14 protein-coding genes, 1 other RNA gene and 1 pseudogene are annotated in these 21,816 nt (G+C 24.2%); 2 read left to right on the top strand and 14 right to left on the bottom strand.

Annotated features, from left to right (window positions below; all coding sequences use genetic code 11):
- Positions 1–4: 4 nt before the first annotated feature.
- Positions 5–220, bottom strand: a complete 216-nt coding sequence (gene rpsU / locus AB4W73_RS00720; protein ID WP_367680551.1) for a 30S ribosomal protein S21 — start codon at positions 218–220, stop codon at positions 5–7.
- A 506-nt stretch (positions 221–726) separates the two neighbouring features.
- On the opposite strand from rpsU, the gene tsaD reads away from it, so the two are divergent.
- Complete coding sequence (gene tsaD / locus AB4W73_RS00715; protein WP_367680550.1) at positions 727–1,755, top strand: tRNA (adenosine(37)-N6)-threonylcarbamoyltransferase complex transferase subunit TsaD; 1,029 nt, start codon at positions 727–729, stop codon at positions 1,753–1,755.
- 1,025 nt (positions 1,756–2,780) lie between these two features.
- Complete coding sequence (gene folB / locus AB4W73_RS00710; RefSeq protein WP_367680549.1) at positions 2,781–3,152, top strand: bifunctional dihydroneopterin aldolase/7,8-dihydroneopterin epimerase; 372 nt, start codon at positions 2,781–2,783, stop codon at positions 3,150–3,152.
- 741 nt (positions 3,153–3,893) lie between these two features.
- Here folB and AB4W73_RS00705 read toward each other — a convergent pair.
- The 13 genes and pseudogenes from AB4W73_RS00705 to artP form a co-directional block, all read right to left on the bottom strand.
- Entirely contained in the window at positions 3,894–5,123 is a 1,230-nt protein-coding gene (locus AB4W73_RS00705; RefSeq protein WP_367680548.1) for a multifunctional CCA addition/repair protein, read from the bottom strand.
- Positions 5,124–7,293: 2,170 nt separating this feature from the next.
- Complete coding sequence (locus AB4W73_RS00700) at positions 7,294–7,809, bottom strand: stringent starvation protein B (RefSeq protein WP_367680547.1); 516 nt, start codon at positions 7,807–7,809, stop codon at positions 7,294–7,296.
- Positions 7,806–8,462 carry a glutathione S-transferase N-terminal domain-containing protein gene (locus AB4W73_RS00695; RefSeq protein WP_367680546.1) on the bottom strand — a complete coding sequence of 219 codons (657 nt, stop codon included), beginning with the start codon at positions 8,460–8,462 and terminating at the stop codon, positions 7,806–7,808. The genes AB4W73_RS00700 and AB4W73_RS00695 overlap by 4 nt, the downstream gene beginning before the upstream one ends.
- 121 nt (positions 8,463–8,583) lie before the next feature.
- On the bottom strand, positions 8,584–8,976 hold the full coding sequence (gene rpsI / locus AB4W73_RS00690; RefSeq protein WP_367680545.1) for a 30S ribosomal protein S9: 393 nt from the start codon (positions 8,974–8,976) through the stop codon (positions 8,584–8,586).
- Between the two features lie 14 nt (positions 8,977–8,990).
- Positions 8,991–9,422: a 50S ribosomal protein L13 gene (gene rplM / locus AB4W73_RS00685; RefSeq protein ID WP_367680730.1), complete on the bottom strand. Its 432-nt coding sequence runs from the start codon at positions 9,420–9,422 to the stop codon at positions 8,991–8,993.
- Between the two features lie 276 nt (positions 9,423–9,698).
- Positions 9,699–9,776: pseudogene (gene rplM, locus AB4W73_RS00680) on the bottom strand (50S ribosomal protein L13); the annotation flags it as partial.
- A gap of 1,032 nt (positions 9,777–10,808) precedes the next feature.
- Positions 10,809–11,954 carry a cell division protein ZapE gene (zapE, locus tag AB4W73_RS00675; RefSeq protein WP_367680729.1) on the bottom strand — a complete coding sequence of 382 codons (1,146 nt, stop codon included), beginning with the start codon at positions 11,952–11,954 and terminating at the stop codon, positions 10,809–10,811.
- Between the two features lie 3,068 nt (positions 11,955–15,022).
- Positions 15,023–15,404, bottom strand: a transfer-messenger RNA (tmRNA) gene (ssrA, locus tag AB4W73_RS00670).
- Positions 15,405–15,464: 60 nt separating this feature from the next.
- The gene (gene smpB / locus AB4W73_RS00665) at positions 15,465–15,950 is read right to left on the bottom strand and encodes an SsrA-binding protein SmpB (RefSeq protein ID WP_367680544.1); all 486 of its coding nucleotides are present in this window, start codon (positions 15,948–15,950) and stop codon (positions 15,465–15,467) included.
- Positions 15,951–16,452: 502 nt separating this feature from the next.
- Entirely contained in the window at positions 16,453–17,211 is a 759-nt protein-coding gene (gene artM / locus AB4W73_RS00660; RefSeq protein WP_367680543.1) for an arginine ABC transporter permease ArtM, read from the bottom strand.
- Positions 17,204–17,926: an arginine ABC transporter permease ArtQ gene (artQ, locus tag AB4W73_RS00655; RefSeq protein ID WP_367680542.1), complete on the bottom strand. Its 723-nt coding sequence runs from the start codon at positions 17,924–17,926 to the stop codon at positions 17,204–17,206. The genes artM and artQ overlap by 8 nt, the downstream gene beginning before the upstream one ends.
- A 20-nt stretch (positions 17,927–17,946) precedes the next feature.
- Entirely contained in the window at positions 17,947–18,693 is a 747-nt protein-coding gene (locus AB4W73_RS00650) for a transporter substrate-binding domain-containing protein (protein WP_367680541.1), read from the bottom strand.
- A gap of 19 nt (positions 18,694–18,712) precedes the next feature.
- Positions 18,713–19,441 (bottom strand): arginine ABC transporter ATP-binding protein ArtP, encoded by a 729-nt coding sequence (gene artP, locus AB4W73_RS00645; RefSeq protein ID WP_367680540.1) that lies wholly within the window; start codon positions 19,439–19,441, stop codon positions 18,713–18,715.
- Positions 19,442–21,816: the final 2,375 nt, after the last annotated feature.

Below are 21,816 nucleotides of genomic sequence, written 5' to 3'. Positions count from 1 at the left end.
AAAATCAATATAGACGAATACGACGCATAGCTTCACGAGTAACTTGCTTTATTTTACGTTTTACTGCAGAAGCTTTAGCTCGTTTCCTTTCAGTAGTAGGCTTTTCATAGAACTCACGACGACGTACTTCAGATAAAACTCCTGCTTTTTCGCAAGCACGCTTGAAACGGCGAAGAGCCACATCAAAAGGCTCATTTTCACGTACTTTAATTATTGGCATATACTGTGATCCTTGGTAAAATCAATTTATAACTAATTTTAGAGACTAGTTATCTTTTAAAGATATTAAGAAATTTTACTGCATTAGTAGTACTTTTGTAAAGTACTACTATAGATGTTCATACTAAAATATAGTTAATTGTAGATAACTAACCTATAATAAATTATATGATAATATTCTAAGTATTCTATTTTAAAGGTAAAGTAATATATTTATTTACTTTTTAGGTTACAGTAGTATTATTTGCTTATAGTAATCTTAGTCATGTAATACCTGTAAATTACTAGAATTCAATTAATTACTATCTTAGTATAACTTAAAAAAATTTATTAAATATAAACTTCTTATAAAATTTCCTGTGCGCTATAAGTGATATACTAAAATTCTGTATTATTAGTATTTATAATTCTCTTGTACTTTGTATATGTACTAGGTTTCTACGTATTATGTATTCTAATTTTTAAATACTTACTATAATTCGTAAGAAACTTGATAAGGTAAGAACAATGGGAAAAATAAAGTGCGTTTTAGGTATAGAAACTTCCTGTGATGAAACAGGTATTGCTGTATATGATGGTGAAAAAGGTTTATTAGGTAATCAATTATATAGTCAAGCAAAATTACATGCTAATTATGGCGGCATTGTTCCTGAATTAGCTTCCCGTGATCATGTACGAAAAACGGTACCACTTATCCAAGCAGTACTACAAGAGGCCAAGCTTAATAGTAAAGATATTGATGCTGTTGCTTATACTGCTGGCCCTGGACTAGTAGGTGCATTATTGGTAGGGGCAACTGTAGGTTGCGCATTAGCCTTTGCCTGGCAAATTCCAGCAGTACCAGTACATCATATGGAAGGTCATTTACTTTCTCCAATGTTAGAAAATTTCGCACCATCATTTCCTTTTATTGCATTACTAGTTTCAGGAGGACATACTCAACTTATCAGTGCAACAGATATCGGCAGGTATCAACTTTTAGGAGAATCTATAGATGATGCTGCTGGAGAAGCTTTTGATAAAGTTGCAAAATTATTAGATTTAGATTATCCTAATGGTGCCATGTTATCATGTTTTGCAAAACAAGGAAATGCAAAACGTTTTATATTTCCGAGACCTATGACTGATCGTCCTGGTCTTAATTTTAGTTTTTCTGGTTTAAAAACATTTGTAGCTAATACTATTCGTACTAATAACAATGAAAATCAAACTCGTGCTGATATTGCGCGTGCATTTGAAGATGCAATCATTGATACACTAGCTATAAAATGTAAACGTGCATTAGATCAAAGTGGTTTAGCTCGTTTGGTAATTGCTGGCGGGGTGAGTGCTAATCATACACTTAGATCTAGGTTAGCTGAAATGATGCGCCAACGTGGTGGTGAAATATTTTATGCTAGACCGGAGTTTTGTACAGATAATGGTGCTATGATTGCTTATACGGGATGGGTTCGGTTAAAAACTAATTCAGATATAAAGAATGATCTTAATATTACTGTAAGACCTAGATGGTCATTATCAGAGTTGACTTATTAATAGGTAATATTATTTAATTAATGAACATCTTATATTTATAAAGTTATTCTTCATAAGAATATCCGTATCTACAGGTAGAAATTTTTGAGGTATAAAATAATATTTTTTGATATACCTTAAAAATATTTTTAACTAACTTTAGTTAAAGTTATTAACATAATTTAAGCTGCTTAATTTAAATTATAGAGAAAAAGAGGTTATATTAAAATTTTATAGATCCAAATAAAATAAATAAAGTTTAAAAGATTAATTTAGTTCTTAATATAAAATAGATAAACAAGATTTTTATACTACATTCTAAAAAATTGCGCTGATTTTTTATATATTTTTTTAGAGTAGTAGATTATTTTTAAAATTCAAATTTATCTTTATTTCTAACTTTAATTAAAGTTAGATAAAATAATCCATTTATATTATAATATAAATAAATATATTTCATAAAAAATATTTTATAAATAAAAATTTTTGAATATATATTATTTAAATTTTTTTGATAGTATAAATAATAATAAAAAAATTAAGTAAATATTATGATAAATAAAAAGAATTTTTTAATAAGTAGAGACTTATAAAAAATTACAAGATTATCTTAAAATAATTATAAATATTAAAAATATAAATTAAAGAAAAATGCTCCGCAGTAATTCTTATATTTAAGGACTAATGCGTTAAAATAATTTATAATCTTACTTCTAAATAAGGTTTATGATATAAAAAATCAATTAATGTTATACTAATTAACAATAATCTCGTAACAATCTAATTAAGCTTATAAAAGAACTTGAGTGTATCATAAAGTATATTATTGGGTTTAATTTTGCTAATTTCCTATATGTTATACTAGCATATAATTTTTGCAAGTTTCTTAAAACCAAAAAAGAAATGTAAATCACCTAATATAATACCAATATGTTATACTAATTTGCAAAAAGCATAAACAATTAGAATAACTTTTTATAAATAGTAATAAATGATTTAATCCTTCTATAAGATTTCTAGTTTTAGGAAACAGAGAATACTCCTCAATGGATATCATATTTATTAAACAACTCTGTGTTATGACTACTATTGGTGTTTATGATTGGGAACAAAGTATTCGCCAGAAATTAATTTTTGATATTGAAATAGGATCAGATAACCATAAAGCTGCTATTAGTGATAATATTAAAGATAGTTTAAATTACGCAGAAATTAGTAAGGTTATTTTACAATATGTAGAAAAAAATAGTTTTGCTCTAATCGAACGGGTTGCGAATGAGGTTGCTGAGTTATTATTAACACATTTTCACTCGCCTTGGGTACGGATAAAGGTTAGCAAACCAAATGCAGTACCACAGGCTAAGTATGTTGGGGTAATTATTGAGCGCTGCTTATATTCATGCAAAATATTAAAATAAATACATAAAAGACATTTTTATAAATAAAGAATTATTAGTTAGCACTAACATATAATTTAATATTATATTTTATGTTAGTTTTAATTTACCTAATAAGATCACATATTTGTTTTTTAAATTTAATAATATTGATTATTTATACTTATTTTTAGTTATATATTAACTAGATATAATTAATTACTGTCTTACCGTAATAAAAAATTTATTAGATATATGTAAAAAGAATTTCTTATGTTTTCTAAGAAAAATAATTAAAAATACGTAACTAAAAAATAAGAATATATACAAATAAAATTATTAACTTTTAGTATATAAAAAATTTACATAAATACTTAAAGTAATAGTTTAATTATAAAAATATACTTAAATTATTTTTTTAATATTGATTAATCTTATGAAATTATAAGTATTGTAATTAAGTGTAATCTTAATAAAATAACAAGATTTATTAGGTAATATTATTTAAATTTATAAAGATAAAGTAGTATAATTTAAAAATTTATGCTAAAATAAAAATTTTTTTATAAAAATTAATCTGTTAATCTTTAATTTATGTGTAAACATTTTAATTAGAAGATGAATATCTTAATAACTTAAATTCAAAAAATAATATTATGTAATAGTTTATAATAACTATTATACTTAAACTTATATTAAAAATAGATTTTTTTATCTACTTATTTATTTTTTTAATTTATTTTTTATTAAAATATTAAAAATCATGTTAACTAATATGAAAAATTATTTTTGGTCTTTTCCCCATCGAACTAAAGCTAGTTGGCGTTGATGTTTTAGTTCATCCATAATAGCACTACCTTTTAAGCCACTGGTAATTACTGCTTGTACTGATATTGCTTTAGCTATACGAAAAGCATTACGTAAATAATCTCCCTGAGGGTAAGAATTATGTTCAAACCCAGCACGCCCACGAGCATCAGCTTCACTAATTATAATCATTTGATATAAACGATATGGCTTACGCCAAGCATCAATTGCGTCGAATAATTTTAGTAAGGTTTTAGGTTTAAAATTATTAACTATATGAATTAGATCATGATATTTTGCTGCTAATTTAGCTAACTCACGTATTGAAGCTGGTACTTTTAAACGTTGACATAATTGTTCTACTAACTTTACTCCCATTAAATTATGACCATGATGATGAGGCCAAAATTCTTTAGCCGTTAATCCTTTACCAAGGTCGTGGCATAATGCTGAAAAACGCACTTCTATTTGCGTACTTAAACAAGCAGCAATATCCAGTGTCATTAATGTATGAATACCGGTGTCAATTTCAGGATGCCATCTGATAGGAGCGGGTACGCCAAATAGTGCATCAATTTCAGGGAATAATACGGCTAGTGCCCCGCAATCACGTAATATCTGAAAATACTTATGTGGACTTTGGCTTATTAATGCTTTTTTAGTTTCTTGCCAAACCCGCTCTGCAACTAAATTAGATAACTCGCCATTATTAACTATTTTTATCATTAGCGTAAAGGTTTCTGAGGCAATAGTAAAACCTAAATGCGCAAAGCGTGCGATAAAACGTGCTATTCGTAGTACACGTAGAGGGTCTTCAATAAAAGTATCAGAAACATGACGTAACACACGATTAGTAAGATCTTTTTTACCTTGATATGGATCAATTAATTTATTATTTGTATAATCACGAGCCATCGCATTAATCGTAAGGTCTCGTCGATATAAATCTTCTTCTAATGTAACATCAGGTGCTGCATAACAGGTAAAACCCGTGTAACCATGACCAGACTTATGTTCCGTACGTGCTAAAGCGTATTCCTCACGAGTAATAGGATGAAGAAAAACAGGAAAGTCTCTTCCTACTTGTTGATAACCTAAAGAAAGTAATTTTTCAGGAGTTGCATTAACGATTACCCAATCTTTTTCACTAATTGGCAGATTTAATAAACTATCACGAACAGCACCACCTACTAGGTATATATTCATAATTTTACTCCTTAGAAACTATTTAAAATCTCTTATATTTGTTAAGACTTTATTAAATATATTTTAAATATTTATTTTTTGTCTATTTTCTATTTTTAGAATATTAAAAAAATTGGAATAGGCAATAATAGTAAATTTAATTTACTCATTAATTTCTTATAGTTAAAAATAAGATATATAATGATTAACTTAATATTTACTATTTCTAGTTATATTATTGCTACACATAAACTATTATAAAATAATTATTTATTATCTATAATTAATTAAGAATATTTACTTTTATACTATTAGATGAGTTATATTTACGTAGTATATAAATTATAGTTTTTATTGGTGTTACATAATTACTTAGTTTAGATAATAAACTGAACTAATTAAGAGGTAACTGGATGATTTAGTTTATTAAATTATGAATTAAATGATAATTATCATCATAATTTATATTAAATAAGTGAATTTATTATTACTTAAGAAGTTAATAGTGTATTATTAGTTACTAAAATAGTTCTGTATATAGCTAACAGGTAAATAAAAAATTATATATTTTCTTCTATAATTACTTTAAGTAAAATCTAACATTTTAGTATAATACTACATGCGTATTTCTCTTAATATATATATGTTTTTTTACTTTAAACTATATTTTAGTAGTAATTGCGTAGTTTATTTTCTAATTTAATACTTACATCTAATTTTCTATTAAAATAATATTTTTGATAGAAAATAACTCTAATATATAATAATAGGTACTATAATATAATCCTATAATCAATATAGGATAACTTTATTAAGAATCTTCTATAATTAATATTAATTTAGATTATAGTTAAAAAACTACTTATACTAGTAGTAGTGTGCTAATACTGATATATACCTAAAATATTCTAAAATAGCTAGGTATTATTAGTTAAAATATTACTAGTTAAATTGATAACTACTGCTAATAATCACTTGTTTTATGATAACTATATTTACAATGCTTTATATTAATATACTAATAAAAAATTAATATTTACTATAAAAAATCTCTATCTCAGTAAAAATTTTAGTTATTTATTTTATTAGAAGTATATTTGTTAGGCTTACTCATAACTTGAGTAAATTATTATACTATTTGCAAATTTTAGTTTTTAGTTATATAATTATAATTATAATTATAATTAAATTATTTATTTGTCTTTTGCATGAGTTTAGATATATTACTAAATAATAATTCAGTATTAAAGAAAGTTCTTTTAGTCAAATTTTAGATTTAATTTTTTATTATTATAAATTTTAAGTAGCTTAAGTATATTATTTCGTATTTATTATTTTTTTACTTTAATACTATAAGATAACTTATTTTTTTATTTAATTAATTTTTTATAAAAAATAACTTTTATAAAATAAATTTTCATAGAGATTATTTTATAATAATACGAGTTAGATCGTACTTTAAATCAGTAATAATAGTAATAGCGAGTTTGATTTTAATGTAATTAATGAAATATAGATAGCAAATAAACCGTAATTATATAAAATTAACTAACTTATTTTTTATAACTTAATTTCATTAATGTAAACAGGTCAAACCGAAGTATTTTATTTTATAAAAATAAATAATATAACGCTAATTATTTATTTTTATAACTTTATTCATATTTATTTATATAGTTCCTAAAATGCCTATCTTAGTAGTAAGTTTATATATATCAGCAAGTTTTAATTCTTTTATTTATATCATTAATTAATACTTTCTATACTAAAGTAAATTACTATATATGTTAAGATTTTTTTATTTAATAGGTAATACATGTTACTTAAATATTAATGGATAGTCATCTTAATATTATATATAAATAAATTATTTATGTATCATATGTTAAGTTATAAGATCTTTATTATGTTCTTAACTTATATATATTTATAATTATTTCATAATTAATAGTAATTATTAGCATAATATCTTAAATTTAAATTATTTAAGTTAAGTAATATATATATTTTATGTATTAATTGTAGTAACTAGTTAATAAATGCTTTTATAACATACTAATAGGCATATTTAGAAGTACTATATATTTCAAATAGCCACTTAACAGATGTTACTAGATCTAATTATCAATACCTAGATCTTATATAATTTGCTTAGCTAGTAATTTTATTACTATCAGATTATGTCTAATAATTATTTAATTACTCGTAATGCTGGGTATTTACCTTTTTGTTTTCGTTGTGACTCATAATCATCGGATAAATTATTATTAATTTTTTTAGACGTATTATTAATCAATATTAACTTATGGAACGCTGTTAAGTTTTTATTATTAATATGAGATAGATTTATCGCTGCTGTTTCTATGTTAGTATTATATGAGTCTTCTAACCCAAATTCCATGCCGATCCCATTTTCTTGGGCATAGATAGCTAATACTGCTTTTATTGGTATTTTTATATGAAATGGAATATGGTTAAAGCTTGCTTGAAAATTTAGTTCAGTATTACCTAATTTTAAATTTTCTACTGCTTTAGTGCTGATATTTAAAATTATTCGTCTATTATCATTAGTTTGCTTTTGAGGAATTTGTATATGAGATTGCGTAGTATCAACTAATATATAGGGAGTATATTTATTACTAATTAACCAATTATAAATTGTTCGTAACAAGTAAAAGCGATGTGAATATATACTTATTGTTTTCATAAAAAATTGTAACCTTTTGGCCGCATTTCACGTTCAGCTTCAGTTAATGAGTCTAGAAAACTTTTGCGTTTAAAAGTACGGCTCATATAGTTTTTTAGCTCTTTAGCACTTTCTTTGCAATTTATTAAATTATCAATTTCAAGCACTTTTAAGCGCCATAATAGTGGAACTAGAAAACAATCAACTAAGCTAAATTCATGACTCATAAAGTAAGAAAATTTTTTAAAAGTTGGTGCAATTTCTAATAATGCTTTACTTAATTGTTGACGTGCTACTGTTGCTTCCTGAGTATTGGCTTGTTTGATTTTAGTTTGCAATGAATACCAGTCATTTTTTATACTATACATTAGTAAACGACTTCTAGCACGGGCTATTGGATAAACTGGCATTAAAGGTGGATGTGGATAACGTTCATCTAAGTATTCTAAAATATTAAGAGTTGGATATAATGTTAGATCTCGTTCTATTAATGTAGGAACAGTACAAGAAGGGTTAAGATTACGTAAATCTTGTGATGGATTATCGAGGTTAACCTCCTCAATTTGAATACCGATACCTTTTTCTGCTAAAACAATACGTACTTGATGACTAGAAATGTCGGTTGGATCAGAAAACAACGTTATCACCGAACGCTTATTAGCAGTGATACCCATAAAAACCTCTAAGTTAGCCTGAAATATTAAAAATAAACACATAAATAAATGATAGTTTACTAGATAATTAAAACCCGGCATTAAATACCGGGTTTTAGTATAAACTTTATACTGTAAAAAATTAACGCTTAGAAAATTGTGGACGACGGCGTGCTTTACGTAGACCTATTTTTTTACGCTCAACTTGACGTGAATCACGTACCACAAAACCAGCATCACGCATTGCGCCACGTAGATATTCGTCATATTTTATTAATGCACGAGTGATTCCATGACGAATAGCTCCAGCTTGACCTGAAATACCACCACCTTTTACAGTTATGTATAAGTCAAATTTTTCTTCCATATTTATAAGTTTTAACGGTTGACGCACTACCATGTGAGCTGTTTCACAACTAAAGTAGCTCTCCAGAGAACGTTGGTTAATTGAGATTTTACCACTGCCCAGTCTAGCAAAGACACGGGCGCAAGAGGTTTTGCGACGACCAGTACCATAATATTGATTTTCAGCCATTACTATAATCCCAATTAAATATTTAAAACTTGCGGTTGTTGTGCTGCATGTTGGTGCGCGCTACCTGCATAAACTTTAAGTTTACGATACATTTTACGACCTAAAGGCCCTTTTGGTAACATACCTTTAACCGCGATCTTAATTACCCGTTCAGGGCAAAAAGCAATCATTTCTTCAAATGTTGTTTGTTTAAGGCCACCTACGTAACCAGTATAACGGTAATAAATTTTTTCTTTACGTTTATTACCTGTTACTATAATTTTGCTCGCATTTAACACAATAATATAATCACCAGTATCAATGTGTGGAGTATATTCCACTTTATGTTTTCCACGTAAACGGTGAGCTAACTCAGTTGCAAGACGACCCAATATTTTACTAGTAGCATCAACAATATACCAGTTACGTTCTAAAATTTCTAGTTTAGCTACTAAGTGACCTAAAATTATTCCATTCGCATCAACAACAGACCAATTATGTTTTATAGCTCTTGGGTGTGTGAGTTGAATAATCATTTTATCATTTTTATTGATAATAGACCAATCATCATGGTTTATTATAGTTCCTGGTTTTGCAATACGAGCTACTGTTTTTCCACTAGAATTAACAAAATACCAGTGATAATATTGTGTAGTGTTGCTACTTTTATCGATAATATTTTTATAGTTAATACTAGTTATATCAATAAAATCATGTTTATTACTAACATCTCTCCATTTTACGAGACGACCAAGAGTCTTATTATCTTCACTAACAACATACCAGTTAAGAGTATCTGGTTTAGCTGTAAAAGTTTTCATTAAACACTACCTAATTAATAAGTTATATATTAGTGAATATTCAATACATATAACTTGAGATTCACAGAACTATCTTATTTAAGAAATTATTATTACTAATAATCTAAAAACTTATATAAAATATATTATATCTGTTAATATACCATTAAAAATTAATCTAATATCTTTATTTATTCTCTTTATTAGACTATTTGCATATTTGTTATAGGATGTAATACATATTACGTAATACTAAGAATTTTTATATATATTATTATATTCTAAGTACATTGACTTTATATAATAAATAATGATTTATAAGATTTGTTATACATAGTAAACTGATCATATCTTTATAGGTTAACACGGTATAACTAGTTAATAAATATCGTGCACTATATTTTAATTTTATTTATACAATAAAACTATTTCTTAAAAAGCTTACTATATAGTTTCTGAAAAAACTATATTAATAATATAGAATTATAGAATTATAGAATTATAGAATTATAGAGAACTTAACTATAAAAATCGAATTATTTTTATATAAAAGTATTAATCAAAACTAACAGAAGACTTTTGTAAACCTTTTGTTTATTGTATTAAGCTAAGAGACCTAGAATATAGTAAAATATAGTATATGATGTACAAGATATCTTGTTGTTTTATTTGAATAAAATTATAAGAAAATATCAGGTAAATACTGCATTATTGTTCTTCATGAAATATTTTAATTTAAACCTATTTATACTCGATATAATCAAGAATTAAGAATAAGTAAGAAGATACATAAAACTTATATTTTTATACTAAAAGTTATTACTATTTATACATATTAAATTTTTTTAGTTCAATGTTAACATATTCTAGTAAAATCTTAATAGATAAATAATCTTAATATTATGTAGGAATAAATTATTTATATACTATATATTGAATTACAAGATTCTTATTATATAAAAGTTATAAGAACTAGATAAGTAAAATTTATAGCTAGTATTTGTAAATACATATTAGATTTAAGAAATATGTCAGGTTTGTATTATTCTATATTTAAGGAATATGTGGTAATCTAAGATATTTTTCGCTTTGCATCTCTTGTAAACGCGATAAGCACCTCTGGTATTCTAATTTAAGATGTTTTCCTTGATATAATTTATGCATTGGAACTTGTGCAGCAATAATAAGTTTTACTTTATGTTCGTAGAATTCATCAATTAACTCTAAAAAACGTCGCGCATGATTTTCTTCATTATGCACTAATGTTTCTACTACTTTCATACAGGGAACATTATGTAATAATACTGTATGATATTGTTGTGATAATACAATATAATCTAAAAAACTACGAGCTTCTTTACATAAAACATGAAAATTAATTGCTAATATTCCTTCGGCTCTACAGATTATATGCATTGATCGGTGATTAACTTGCAACATGGACGATGATTTTTCTTTAGTTCCAGCTAATTTGATAAAAAACTGTGTCATTTTTTGTTCTGTTTGATGATTAAGAGGTGTTAAATATAAAGGCATTGAAGTTAATGAACGTAGACGATAATCAATACCAGCATCTACATTCATAATCTCACAATATTTTTTTATTAATACAATAGCTGGTAAAAAGCGATCTCTCTGTAAACCATTACAGTAAAGATTATCTGGCGGTATATTAGATGTAATGACTAAAGTAATCCCTCTAGCAAAGAATGCCGCTAATAACGTTGTTAATAACATAGCATCAGTGATATTTGAAACAAAAAATTCATCAAAACAAAGCACATCAGTTTGAACTTTAAATTCATCTGCTACTTTTTCTAACGGATTTTCATTTCCCTGAAACTTAGTAAGTTGCTGGTGAATTTGTAACATAAAATAATGAAAATGTAGTCGTAGTTTGCGTTTCCCAGGCAAGTTATAAAAAAATAAATCCATAAGCCAGGTTTTTCCTCGACCAACTCCTCCCCATATATACAACCCTTGAATAGGTTGATTAAGCAAAGCAGATTTTTTTTTACCTAGTAAATAAGTTAAACATCTATATAAAGTGTTAGGTGTTTGTGGTATATTTTGGCGATGGATAATCTGTTGATAAAGAGCTTCCAGACGAGTAATAGCCATATATTGGCTATCATCTGAATAAAAACCATCAATGTTTAAGGCATTTTGGTAAAGTGAGATAAGAATGTTTGATTGTATTTTTATCAATAATTAAAATTCCATTAAAATAATAGCAATGGTTATAGTAACTAATTAAATTTACTGTAAAGCCTAACTACATATTTATAGATATGCACTATTAATTTTATGCTATCCTGTACTAGTAGTTCTTATATATTTACATATATGCTATAGTTATTTTACTTTAAATATCTTAACTTAATAGTGTTTCCTATAGTCCTGTAAGAATTCTATGGAAAAAATTTTATTAAGCAACTAAATTAACAAAGAAATTACTATAACTTAGAGTATATATTAATTCGATAATAATTAGAGTTATAGTAATGTGCTTTAATGATAATAAGTTATGTTAATGATAAAAAATAAAATAAACTAAATAAAAATAAATTAAATTTAGAAGTATACTCTAAAAAATAATTAATTATTTTTTCTTTTATTACTAAATTGCTTAATAATATAACGCATGATCACTATTAATATTAGTATATAATAAAAAAATTTAGATATCTATTATTAAATTTATCGTTATAAAATAGTTCTCTACATTATTAGATTATTGAATCTAAAGTTTATAAGGATAAATCTTTAATAAAATTATTATTACGTAACTGCCCTTAGTATTTACCACTTTAACTAAGATCTTTAATTATGCCTATTTATAATATATACTAATTTTTTAGGCTTATTAGAAATTTACTATATATTTATCTATATTAAAAACTCTTTACATTTTAGATACCTTAAATTTATAGTTTTTCTATATTTTTACAATAAATCTATTATTTAATTTTGTAATAAGTCTATTATTAAAGATATTAACTTTTATTTACAAAAGTAAAAAAGACTTATTTATTATAATATTAACTATAAATTAATTATAAAACAATTAATAAAATTATATTAATAAATATTTGTCAATAAAAATAATTATGTTACATAGCATCTACTATATTGAATATAAATAAAATTTTAGACTTAAAAAACAAATAGGAAAGCATTAAAATACTATCTCAGTTTTTAATATTGTATCTTAAGTATTCTAGTATTTATAGAATACATATTACTTATAATAATAACTATTGCTTTAGGAAGTTTAGGTATTAAGTTTTAGACTATTTTAGGTATAGAAAATATTATAATTAATATTATAATTAAAAATATCAATAATTAATAACATCTCTTAGCGATATCTAATAAATTAATACGTATTCTAGTTGCTAGAATATAAATTCTAGAGTCTATTCTAAAATTTTATAGCAAAATTTGATGTAATTAAATACATGATAAATACTTTGAGTATTTTACTAGATATTAAGTATCCTGTATTAATAAGTATTAGAATAGTTCTCTATACTAAGCGAGTATGCTATTTATTGTATCTATTTAACAATAATTTTATTAGATAATAAGTAATGTTTAATTTATTTAATTTACTATTTCAGATTATTATTTCTATATTAAAGTATATTGCTGTTTATGTGTAGACTAGAGCTTATTTTCTTTTAATAGCTAATACATGTTAATAAAATATAAATAGATAAATAATCTTGATATTATGCAAAAATAAATTATTAAATATTAAGTATTAAGTTATAAGGTTATTGATGTATAAAATAATTTTCCTAAAAATAAAATAATTTATTAAATTTTAAAAACTTATTATAATAAACTCAAAAATAATATAAGATGAATTAAAATAACTAAAATCTTTAAAATTGTTTTAAGAAAAATAAAAAGAGAGTATGGATAAATTAAGAAATTTTTAGTAAAACAATATTATTGATAGTGTTACTACTAAATTGTATATAAATATAAATAAAAATATAGAAAAATATTCATTATTTTTAAAAATAAAATAGATATTAAAAAAAATCTAAAAAATAAATAACTAAAACATAAAATACTAAAAATTACAAAAAAGAATTTTTAGTGTTATTTAATTTTTAAAAAACTACATGAAATACAATAATAATTTAAATAATACTAATAATATATGTTACTGAATTTTTTATAACACTTATAAAAACTACTACCACATGGTTATTGATCAATTAAAATAATAAAATTATCCTATTGCATTATAAAAAATAAGGTATAGCTAATCTTGTTAAGTTAATTAATATTTAAAGTAGATAATTACATGAAGAAAAAAATTAACTAATACTATATTTTCACTACAAAAAATAGCGATAAAAAATTTAAATAATTATTATTATATTGTATAGTTTTTAAAAAAATTAATGGTAAATTTTAAGATTCTTGCTATCTAAAAATCTAGTCTAATAATAAAACTAAAAACTAATATGTTCTTTTAATCATCTTAGAATATCTTACATTAGGATAAAATTAGAGTTTATATTTATATCTAAAGTAAGATAGAGATATCTATCTCTATAAATATATTATTTATATCGTAACTAAGTAATATCAAACACTTAAGAAGTGTATTCTAGTATACTGAACTATACAAGTTTTACTACTAATATGTAGTATATTAATTTTAAAAAAATAAACTATACTATTACTTATAACTTAGGTAACTATTAGGTAGCACTATTAATTTCTATAAGGCTATATCTATACTTTAAATTTAATTATGAATTATTTCATGTTTTTAGTAAAAATAATATTTTTTATTTTTTAAGATAAAATCCAAATTTTAATATATTTATTAAATAATTTTTGAATATTAACTAATCTTTGTGCCTATTTAATTATCTAACTTATTTTTTTAGAAGATATATCTTAGATAATTGTTATTATTAGCTATGATTATTGTTTTTTAATATATTTTAGGTATTATGTAAATTACATAACGTTAAGATAAAATCCATAAATATTAAATATTAAATATTAAATATTTTGATTTATTTTTTATAATATTAATTTAATTAACTTAAAAAAGTTAATTGTTATAAACAACCTATTATTAGGTAAATACTTTCTATAAGTATTTTTCTTAAATAAATAATTTTTTATATTTTATATATATTTTTATAAATTTATAAGAATACTACTTAAATAATTTATATATTTAGATAATTTAATAATTTTTTGTGTTTGTTTAATTATTATTATATTAAAATTGGTGGAGCTGGGGGGATTCGAACCCCCGTCCGAAATTACTACGCTTTCGGTACTACATGCTTAGTCCAATTATCATATTCATTAATTAGTTGTGGATGGACACACTACTAACAAACTAGCTTGATTAAATTTAACGCTTTAACCCCAAGCAAGGTATTTTACGCTGTCTCTTTTAAATTTGACCTCTCTTAATCCCCGTCCTAAGAGCGGAGGCTAGGGAGAAGAGGGAACCTTCAGTTTTTTAATCTGATTAAGCTGCCATAGCAACAGGTTCGTGTATTGCATCGTTTGCAACTATTTTTTTACGGTTTTTTACGAGGCCACCGCACCTCGGCATGCACCTTAGGGTTCGCTAATCTCGTCGAATCCATAATCAGCCCCAAAAAAATCTAATTAGTAAAATCTAATTAAGTAAAATAGAACTTTATGTACTTAATTTAGTTACTTAAAGCTAATATTTTTCATAATACGCGCCTTATTTGTAAGCCATTCACGATTTTTAACTATCTCTCGTTTATCGTGATCTTTTTTACTTTTAGCAACACCAATCTTTATTTTACTCCACGCATTTTTCCAATACATAGAAAGGGTTATTATGGTATAACCTTCACGATTAATACGTCCAAACAATGAATTAAGTTCACGTTTATTAAGTAATAGTTTCCTGGTTCGTGCTGGATCATAGTTTAAATGTGTAGAAGCAACGCTCAACGGCGTAATAGTTGCGCCTAAAAGCTGGGCTTCACCATTTTTTAATATTACATAGCTATCACTAATATTAACCTTCCCTGCACGTAAAGACTTAACTTCCCAACCTTGTAGAGATAATCCTGCTTCAAATTCTTCTTCAATGAAGTAATTATATCGCGCACGCCGATTTTGTATAACAGGTGCAGAACTAAATTTATATATTTTTTTCTTTATCATAACATTTATTATTATACTATATATTAATAAGTAAAATAACTTTTTATTAGATGTTAACAATTTATATTAAAATACATATTAGTATATTCTATTAGCGAATTAACGCTATTATTTAGTAGCTTTAGATTCTATTAGTATTTATATTATAAATTAGGTATATTAAACTAGTATTATTTATTATGGAATAAACGTATAAATTAGTAAATAATGCACTCTTTTATACTGAATTTTTTATCTAATTATATTAGTGCTCGTGTAATTAGTACTAGTTATCTTAGAGGTTAGTTAGTACTATATAAGTTACTAAAACAGAAATAAATAAAACATTGATTACATGTAATACACTTATATAACTATAAAATTAATACAAAGTTAATTAATAGTCTTTTCTGTAAATTTTTAAGAGGATAATATTTATGTTTTTATTTCTAAAGTCTATAACATAAAGTTATATTTTAATTTTAATTTTACTGTATACTTACTATATTTAAAAGACTAATTATTAATTATAATATCTAAAAACTAAGACGTATTGTTCAATTAAGCGCATTAATAATACTAATAATCCATTAATGCATAAGTAGATAATACCAGCTGCAGCAAATGCCATAATGTCATAAGTACGACCGTATATCATTTGACTATAACCCATTACTTCCATTAATGTAATAGTATAAACTAATGAAGTACTTTTAAATATTAAAATTACTTCATTAGAGTATGAAGTAAGTGATTGTTTTAATGCAAAAGGAAGTAAAACCCGTAAAGAATGCGTTCTTGTCATACCTAAAGCAATACAAGATTTCCATTGACCTTGAGGAATAGCTCGTACTGCACCATAAAATAACTGAGTGCTATAAGCGGCGCTATTTAACGTAAGTGCTATCATAGCACATAACCAAGGTTGTGATAATAAATTCCATAACCATGGATGTTCATGAATTGATGGAAATTGTCCTGAACCATAATAAATTAAGAAAATTTGAACTAACAGAGGAGTACCGGTAAATAGTGTGATATAAATTTTTACTAAAAGTGCTAATAATGGTATTTTAATAATACTTCTTGACATAAAACTTATCATGGAATAGGTATCTTGTTGTATATTTATGTCATAAAACTCATTACGTTGTCGTAAAAGATCTATTGTTAAAATAATAGTAAATAATACAGCTATCAATAAACCAAGCAGTAGTGATGTTATAGTTAATGTTAGATTAATTTGTAATCCTTTTATTATTTGAAGTAAATATTCAAACATCAGTTAATTTCCGTTCAAAATTTGTAGTATGAAATTCAATCCGTTTAATAATATATTGACTTATTAAAGTAATTACTAGATAAATTATTGCTACAATAAGATACCATGTGAAAGGCTCCTGTGTACGAGTAATAATACTCTTAGTTTGTAACATTAAATCATTAATGCCAATTAATGATACTAATGCGGTATCTTTTAATAATACTAACCATTGATTACCTAAACCAGGCAGTGCATAACGCCACATTTGCGGCATAATTAGCCGAAAAAAAATCACAGTAGGCTTAAGAGCTAGTGCTTTAGCTGATTCCCATTGGCCAATTGGTATAGCTTTTAGTGCACCACGTAGAGTTTGTGAAGCATAAGCAGCATAAAGCAAAGCTAAAGCAATTACCGCACATAAAAAAGGATCTACTTCAATATTATCAATATTTAATTTAAGTAGTAATTGAAATAAATAAAAATTTAATGTAAATCCATCAGATAACAATATAAATAACTGAGAAAAACCAAAATAAATAAAAAGAATTACTAAAATTTCTGGCAGTCCACGTAATAGCATTACAATAAACGTACTTATATAACGAAAAAATCGCCAACGTGAAGACTCCCAAACAACAAATAGCGTTGCTAACAATAAACCAAGAATTAATGCACAAACAGCAAGACAAATGGTTATTCCTGCAGCATTAATTAAAGACTGAAAGTTATTCATATAAGCATATCCTAAACTATTTATTGCTTAAACCACTTATTATATAAAATTTGATAAGTACCATCTTGTTTTACTTGTGCTAAGGCTGTATTTAATTTATTTAGCAACTCAGTATTATTATAACGTACTGCAATTCCTAAACCATTATTAAAATAATTAGCATCAGTAACTTTATCACTAACTGTAACTAAAATATTAGTATTTTTTAACCACTCATTCACTATAGCAGTGTCGCCAAATACTGCATCTAGACGATTATTTTTTAGATCTAGAATTGCATTTTGATAACTGTCATAGGAAACAATGGTAATTTCAGGATATTTATCCTGTAAAAATTGTTGATGAGTCGTACCATTTTGTACACCAACACGTTTATTATGCAAAGAACTAATATTAGTAATTATATTTTTCTGCTTAAGTATCTTACGCGTAATAAATAGTGCAGAATTTTTATAATAAGACTTACTGAAATTAACTTGTTTTAAGCGCTCAGTAGTAATATCCATTCCTGCAATAATTGCGTCAAAACGATGAAATTTTAAACTTGGAATTAAACTATCAAATGTTTGATTAGTAAAATCACAAGGAATACCTATTTTTTTATATAAAGCTTGTACTAATTCAATATCAAAACCCTGTATTTTGTTATTAGCACCAATAAATTCAAAAGGTGGGTAAGAAGCTTCTGTTGCAAAATGAATCGGTTTAGCTGCAAAAACAATAAAATTAAAATTGGCAATAAATATAGTAATAATTAATTTTTTCATCTTGTATTTTTAATAAATATCAATGTGATAAATAATAAGCAAAAGCTGTAGTTTTAGGGTTAATAAAGTGCCTAGTATCACCTTGCTCTATTATATGTCCTTTTTCCATATAAACTATTCGATTAGCAATTTTACGTGCTATTTCAACTTCGTGAGTTACTATTACCTGTGTGATCCCAGTTACCGATAATTCAAGAATAATTTTTACTATTTGTGCGGTTATTTCTGGGTCTAATGCTGCAGTAGGCTCATCAAATAATAATACTTGAGGTTTCATCATTAGCGCACGAGCAATTGCCACTCGTTGCTGTTGACCACTAGAGAGATGATCAGGGAAATGTTGAATAAAATCAGCTAAACCTAAACGATCTAACAATTTTTGTGCACGTTCTTGTGCTTCTTTTTTTGATAAATTTAATACTCGACAAGGCGCTTCTATTAAATTTTGCATGACTTTAAGGTGTGGCCATAAATGATATTGTTGAAAAACAATACCTACATTACGGCGTAATTTTTGGATAGCAATTGCTTTTAGATTTTGGTTAAAATTAAATTGGCTACCCGCAATTGCTAATGATCCTGAACGTGGTATTTCCAATAAATTTAGTACCCGTAATAATGAACTTTTACCAGCACCACTAGGGCCTAGTAATACTAATATTTCTCCTGTAGGGCAATTTAAGGTAATATTAAACAATGCCTGATGAGAACCATAGTAACAATTAATAGAGTTAAGTTGAATATTCATGCTAAAAATCTAAATAATTAATAATTTTAATAAGAGTAACTATTATTGAATAATAATGCAATTTTTGTGTATTAATTACAATATAATCGTATGAAACCATTATTAAATTTTAATGTATATAAAAAAGATTTATTAATTTTATTAAATTAGAGGTATTTATATTAAATAATCAAGAAACACAGAAATTATATTGGCAGTATTTACTATATAATATGTTATATAAAACCATAAAAAAGTTAGTATTTAATATTTTATATTAAACTATTTTTTCTATTATTATAGAATTTTTATAAGGTTATAATGTTATTATTAGATATAATTTTAATGATTTATATAGAATATAAATACTAAATTCAGAAAGATTTATATATAAAATAGTTAGAATTCTTAAATATTTATCAGTTAAAAAATATATATCCATAAGAATATATAGTCTAACAAGTTAATAGCTATCTTAATAAGTTTTAATCTAAATTCAATTATATTTAATATTTTTTATGTTGTAACCTTACATTTATTATTTAAGAATATCTTTTCTAGTTACTTAATATTAAAGTTTATTAATGAGTGCGAAAGGTTTTAAATAACTTTAAAGAAGTATATGTAATCATTTAACGTCCTAATTATATCGGAGAGTTTGTAGTTAGTAAATACTTTATTATTAATGGTCATATCACACTAAATATTAATATATTTTAATTTTTTATTAACATATATGATCTTATTATTAGTTGGATACTTAAAAAGTAATAACATTAAAAATAATATAGAAGTATTAATATAATATAGATTAAAATACAAATTTTTTTATAAAAAATTTCTATAGTTAAATACTATTAAAAGCTAAAATTTATTAAAAAATATCTAAATATCTACTTAAGAAAATATTCATCTAAAAATATTAAATTTTATTTAAAACAGATAAAACCTATTTATATACTAATAGTTAACTAGATTTTTTATAAATTACTTAGTTACTGTTAAGATAGTATATTAATAATTAATATTACTAATTTATTATAAATAATAAATAAATATACTGAATTAAATAAAAACTTTTTAATAGAAAAACTTATAGAATAAAATAAGATATAAGAAAAATAAAAAAGAAAAATAAAAATTAAAAACTAAAATTTTTTATTAAATCTATGTTATTTTGTAAATAAATATTAATTTTTTATAAATTTAGTATTTTAATAAGAACCATATAACTAAGAGCGTACTCAAGTGATACACTTATTTTTAATATATATTAGTAACAGATTCTTTATATAACTCGTTTACGTAATAAGAATTAATGTTATATGAAAATTTTTTAATGTTTGTATGTACTATATTGTAATTACACTATAAATATTTTATTTTATATAATAAATTATATTTTTTAAGTAATTTATTATTTATTTTTTATTTATTTTATAATTATAACTAATACTAATAAAAAACTCATAATTAGGTATATCTTACAGGTAAATGGTTAGAAAAAGTAGTAATAATAATGTTTGTTGTACAATATGTTCAATACTTTCTTTGAATTTTGCCAGATGTGCAATACCAAGAAGTAAAATAAATTCTTCTTCATTTAATTAATTACGTAATAGACGATAAGTAATAGCTATGTAAAGATCAAAGATATATCCTAAATTAACAAGCTAAAGTATTATTTTTTAGTTTCCTAGTAATTAATAGTACTATAAACTAAGTCTTTTAAGCGCTAAATCTTACAATGAAATAATTCTTTAATGCGTGACCAATTATTTGGTAAACTAATATCTATAGTACTAGATAAAACAACAACCCGTTTAGGTTAGGCTGCCATTGTTGTTTGTTAAAACGTAGTACAGTATCGTTAGCATTAGTGGTAGTAATAAAATGATTAATGGTGCCTAGTAATTTTATAAGCAGTCCGTCAGTTAAATTATTAAATTTACTACTAGGTACAGATATAGCTAATTATTTATGTACTTTAATTAGTAATTGTGTTATTATCTTAAAGTAATAACAGATTTATGTTAATAATCGACTAATGTTAAATTTATTAAATTAAGATTAAATATTTCCTTAATCTATATATCATTAAAAGTATCCTAACTAATGTTTAGCAAGTATCAAAAATCACTATTGATAGCAATCATATAAATATTATTACCTAAATTAAAAATAGTTTTTCTATAATGGATTAATTTTACTATGAGTATAAAGGATTGCAATATATATATTTTTAAACCATAAAAAGCATAAACAATAGCTACTACAGTATTACTAGATATTACTATTAAAATAGTAATAGAATAATTAGTTAATACTCTTCAGTTAATATCTGTACTATAAAATGGGCACTAAAGTCCTTAAATTCTAATGTAGGGATATAAAAT

The organism is Candidatus Fukatsuia anoeciicola, from assembly GCF_964059965.1.
Lineage (GTDB): Bacteria > Pseudomonadota > Gammaproteobacteria > Enterobacterales > Enterobacteriaceae > Fukatsuia > Fukatsuia anoeciicola.
Note: the sequence above shows the minus strand (reverse complement) of the source record. Positions and strands in the feature narration are given on the sequence as shown.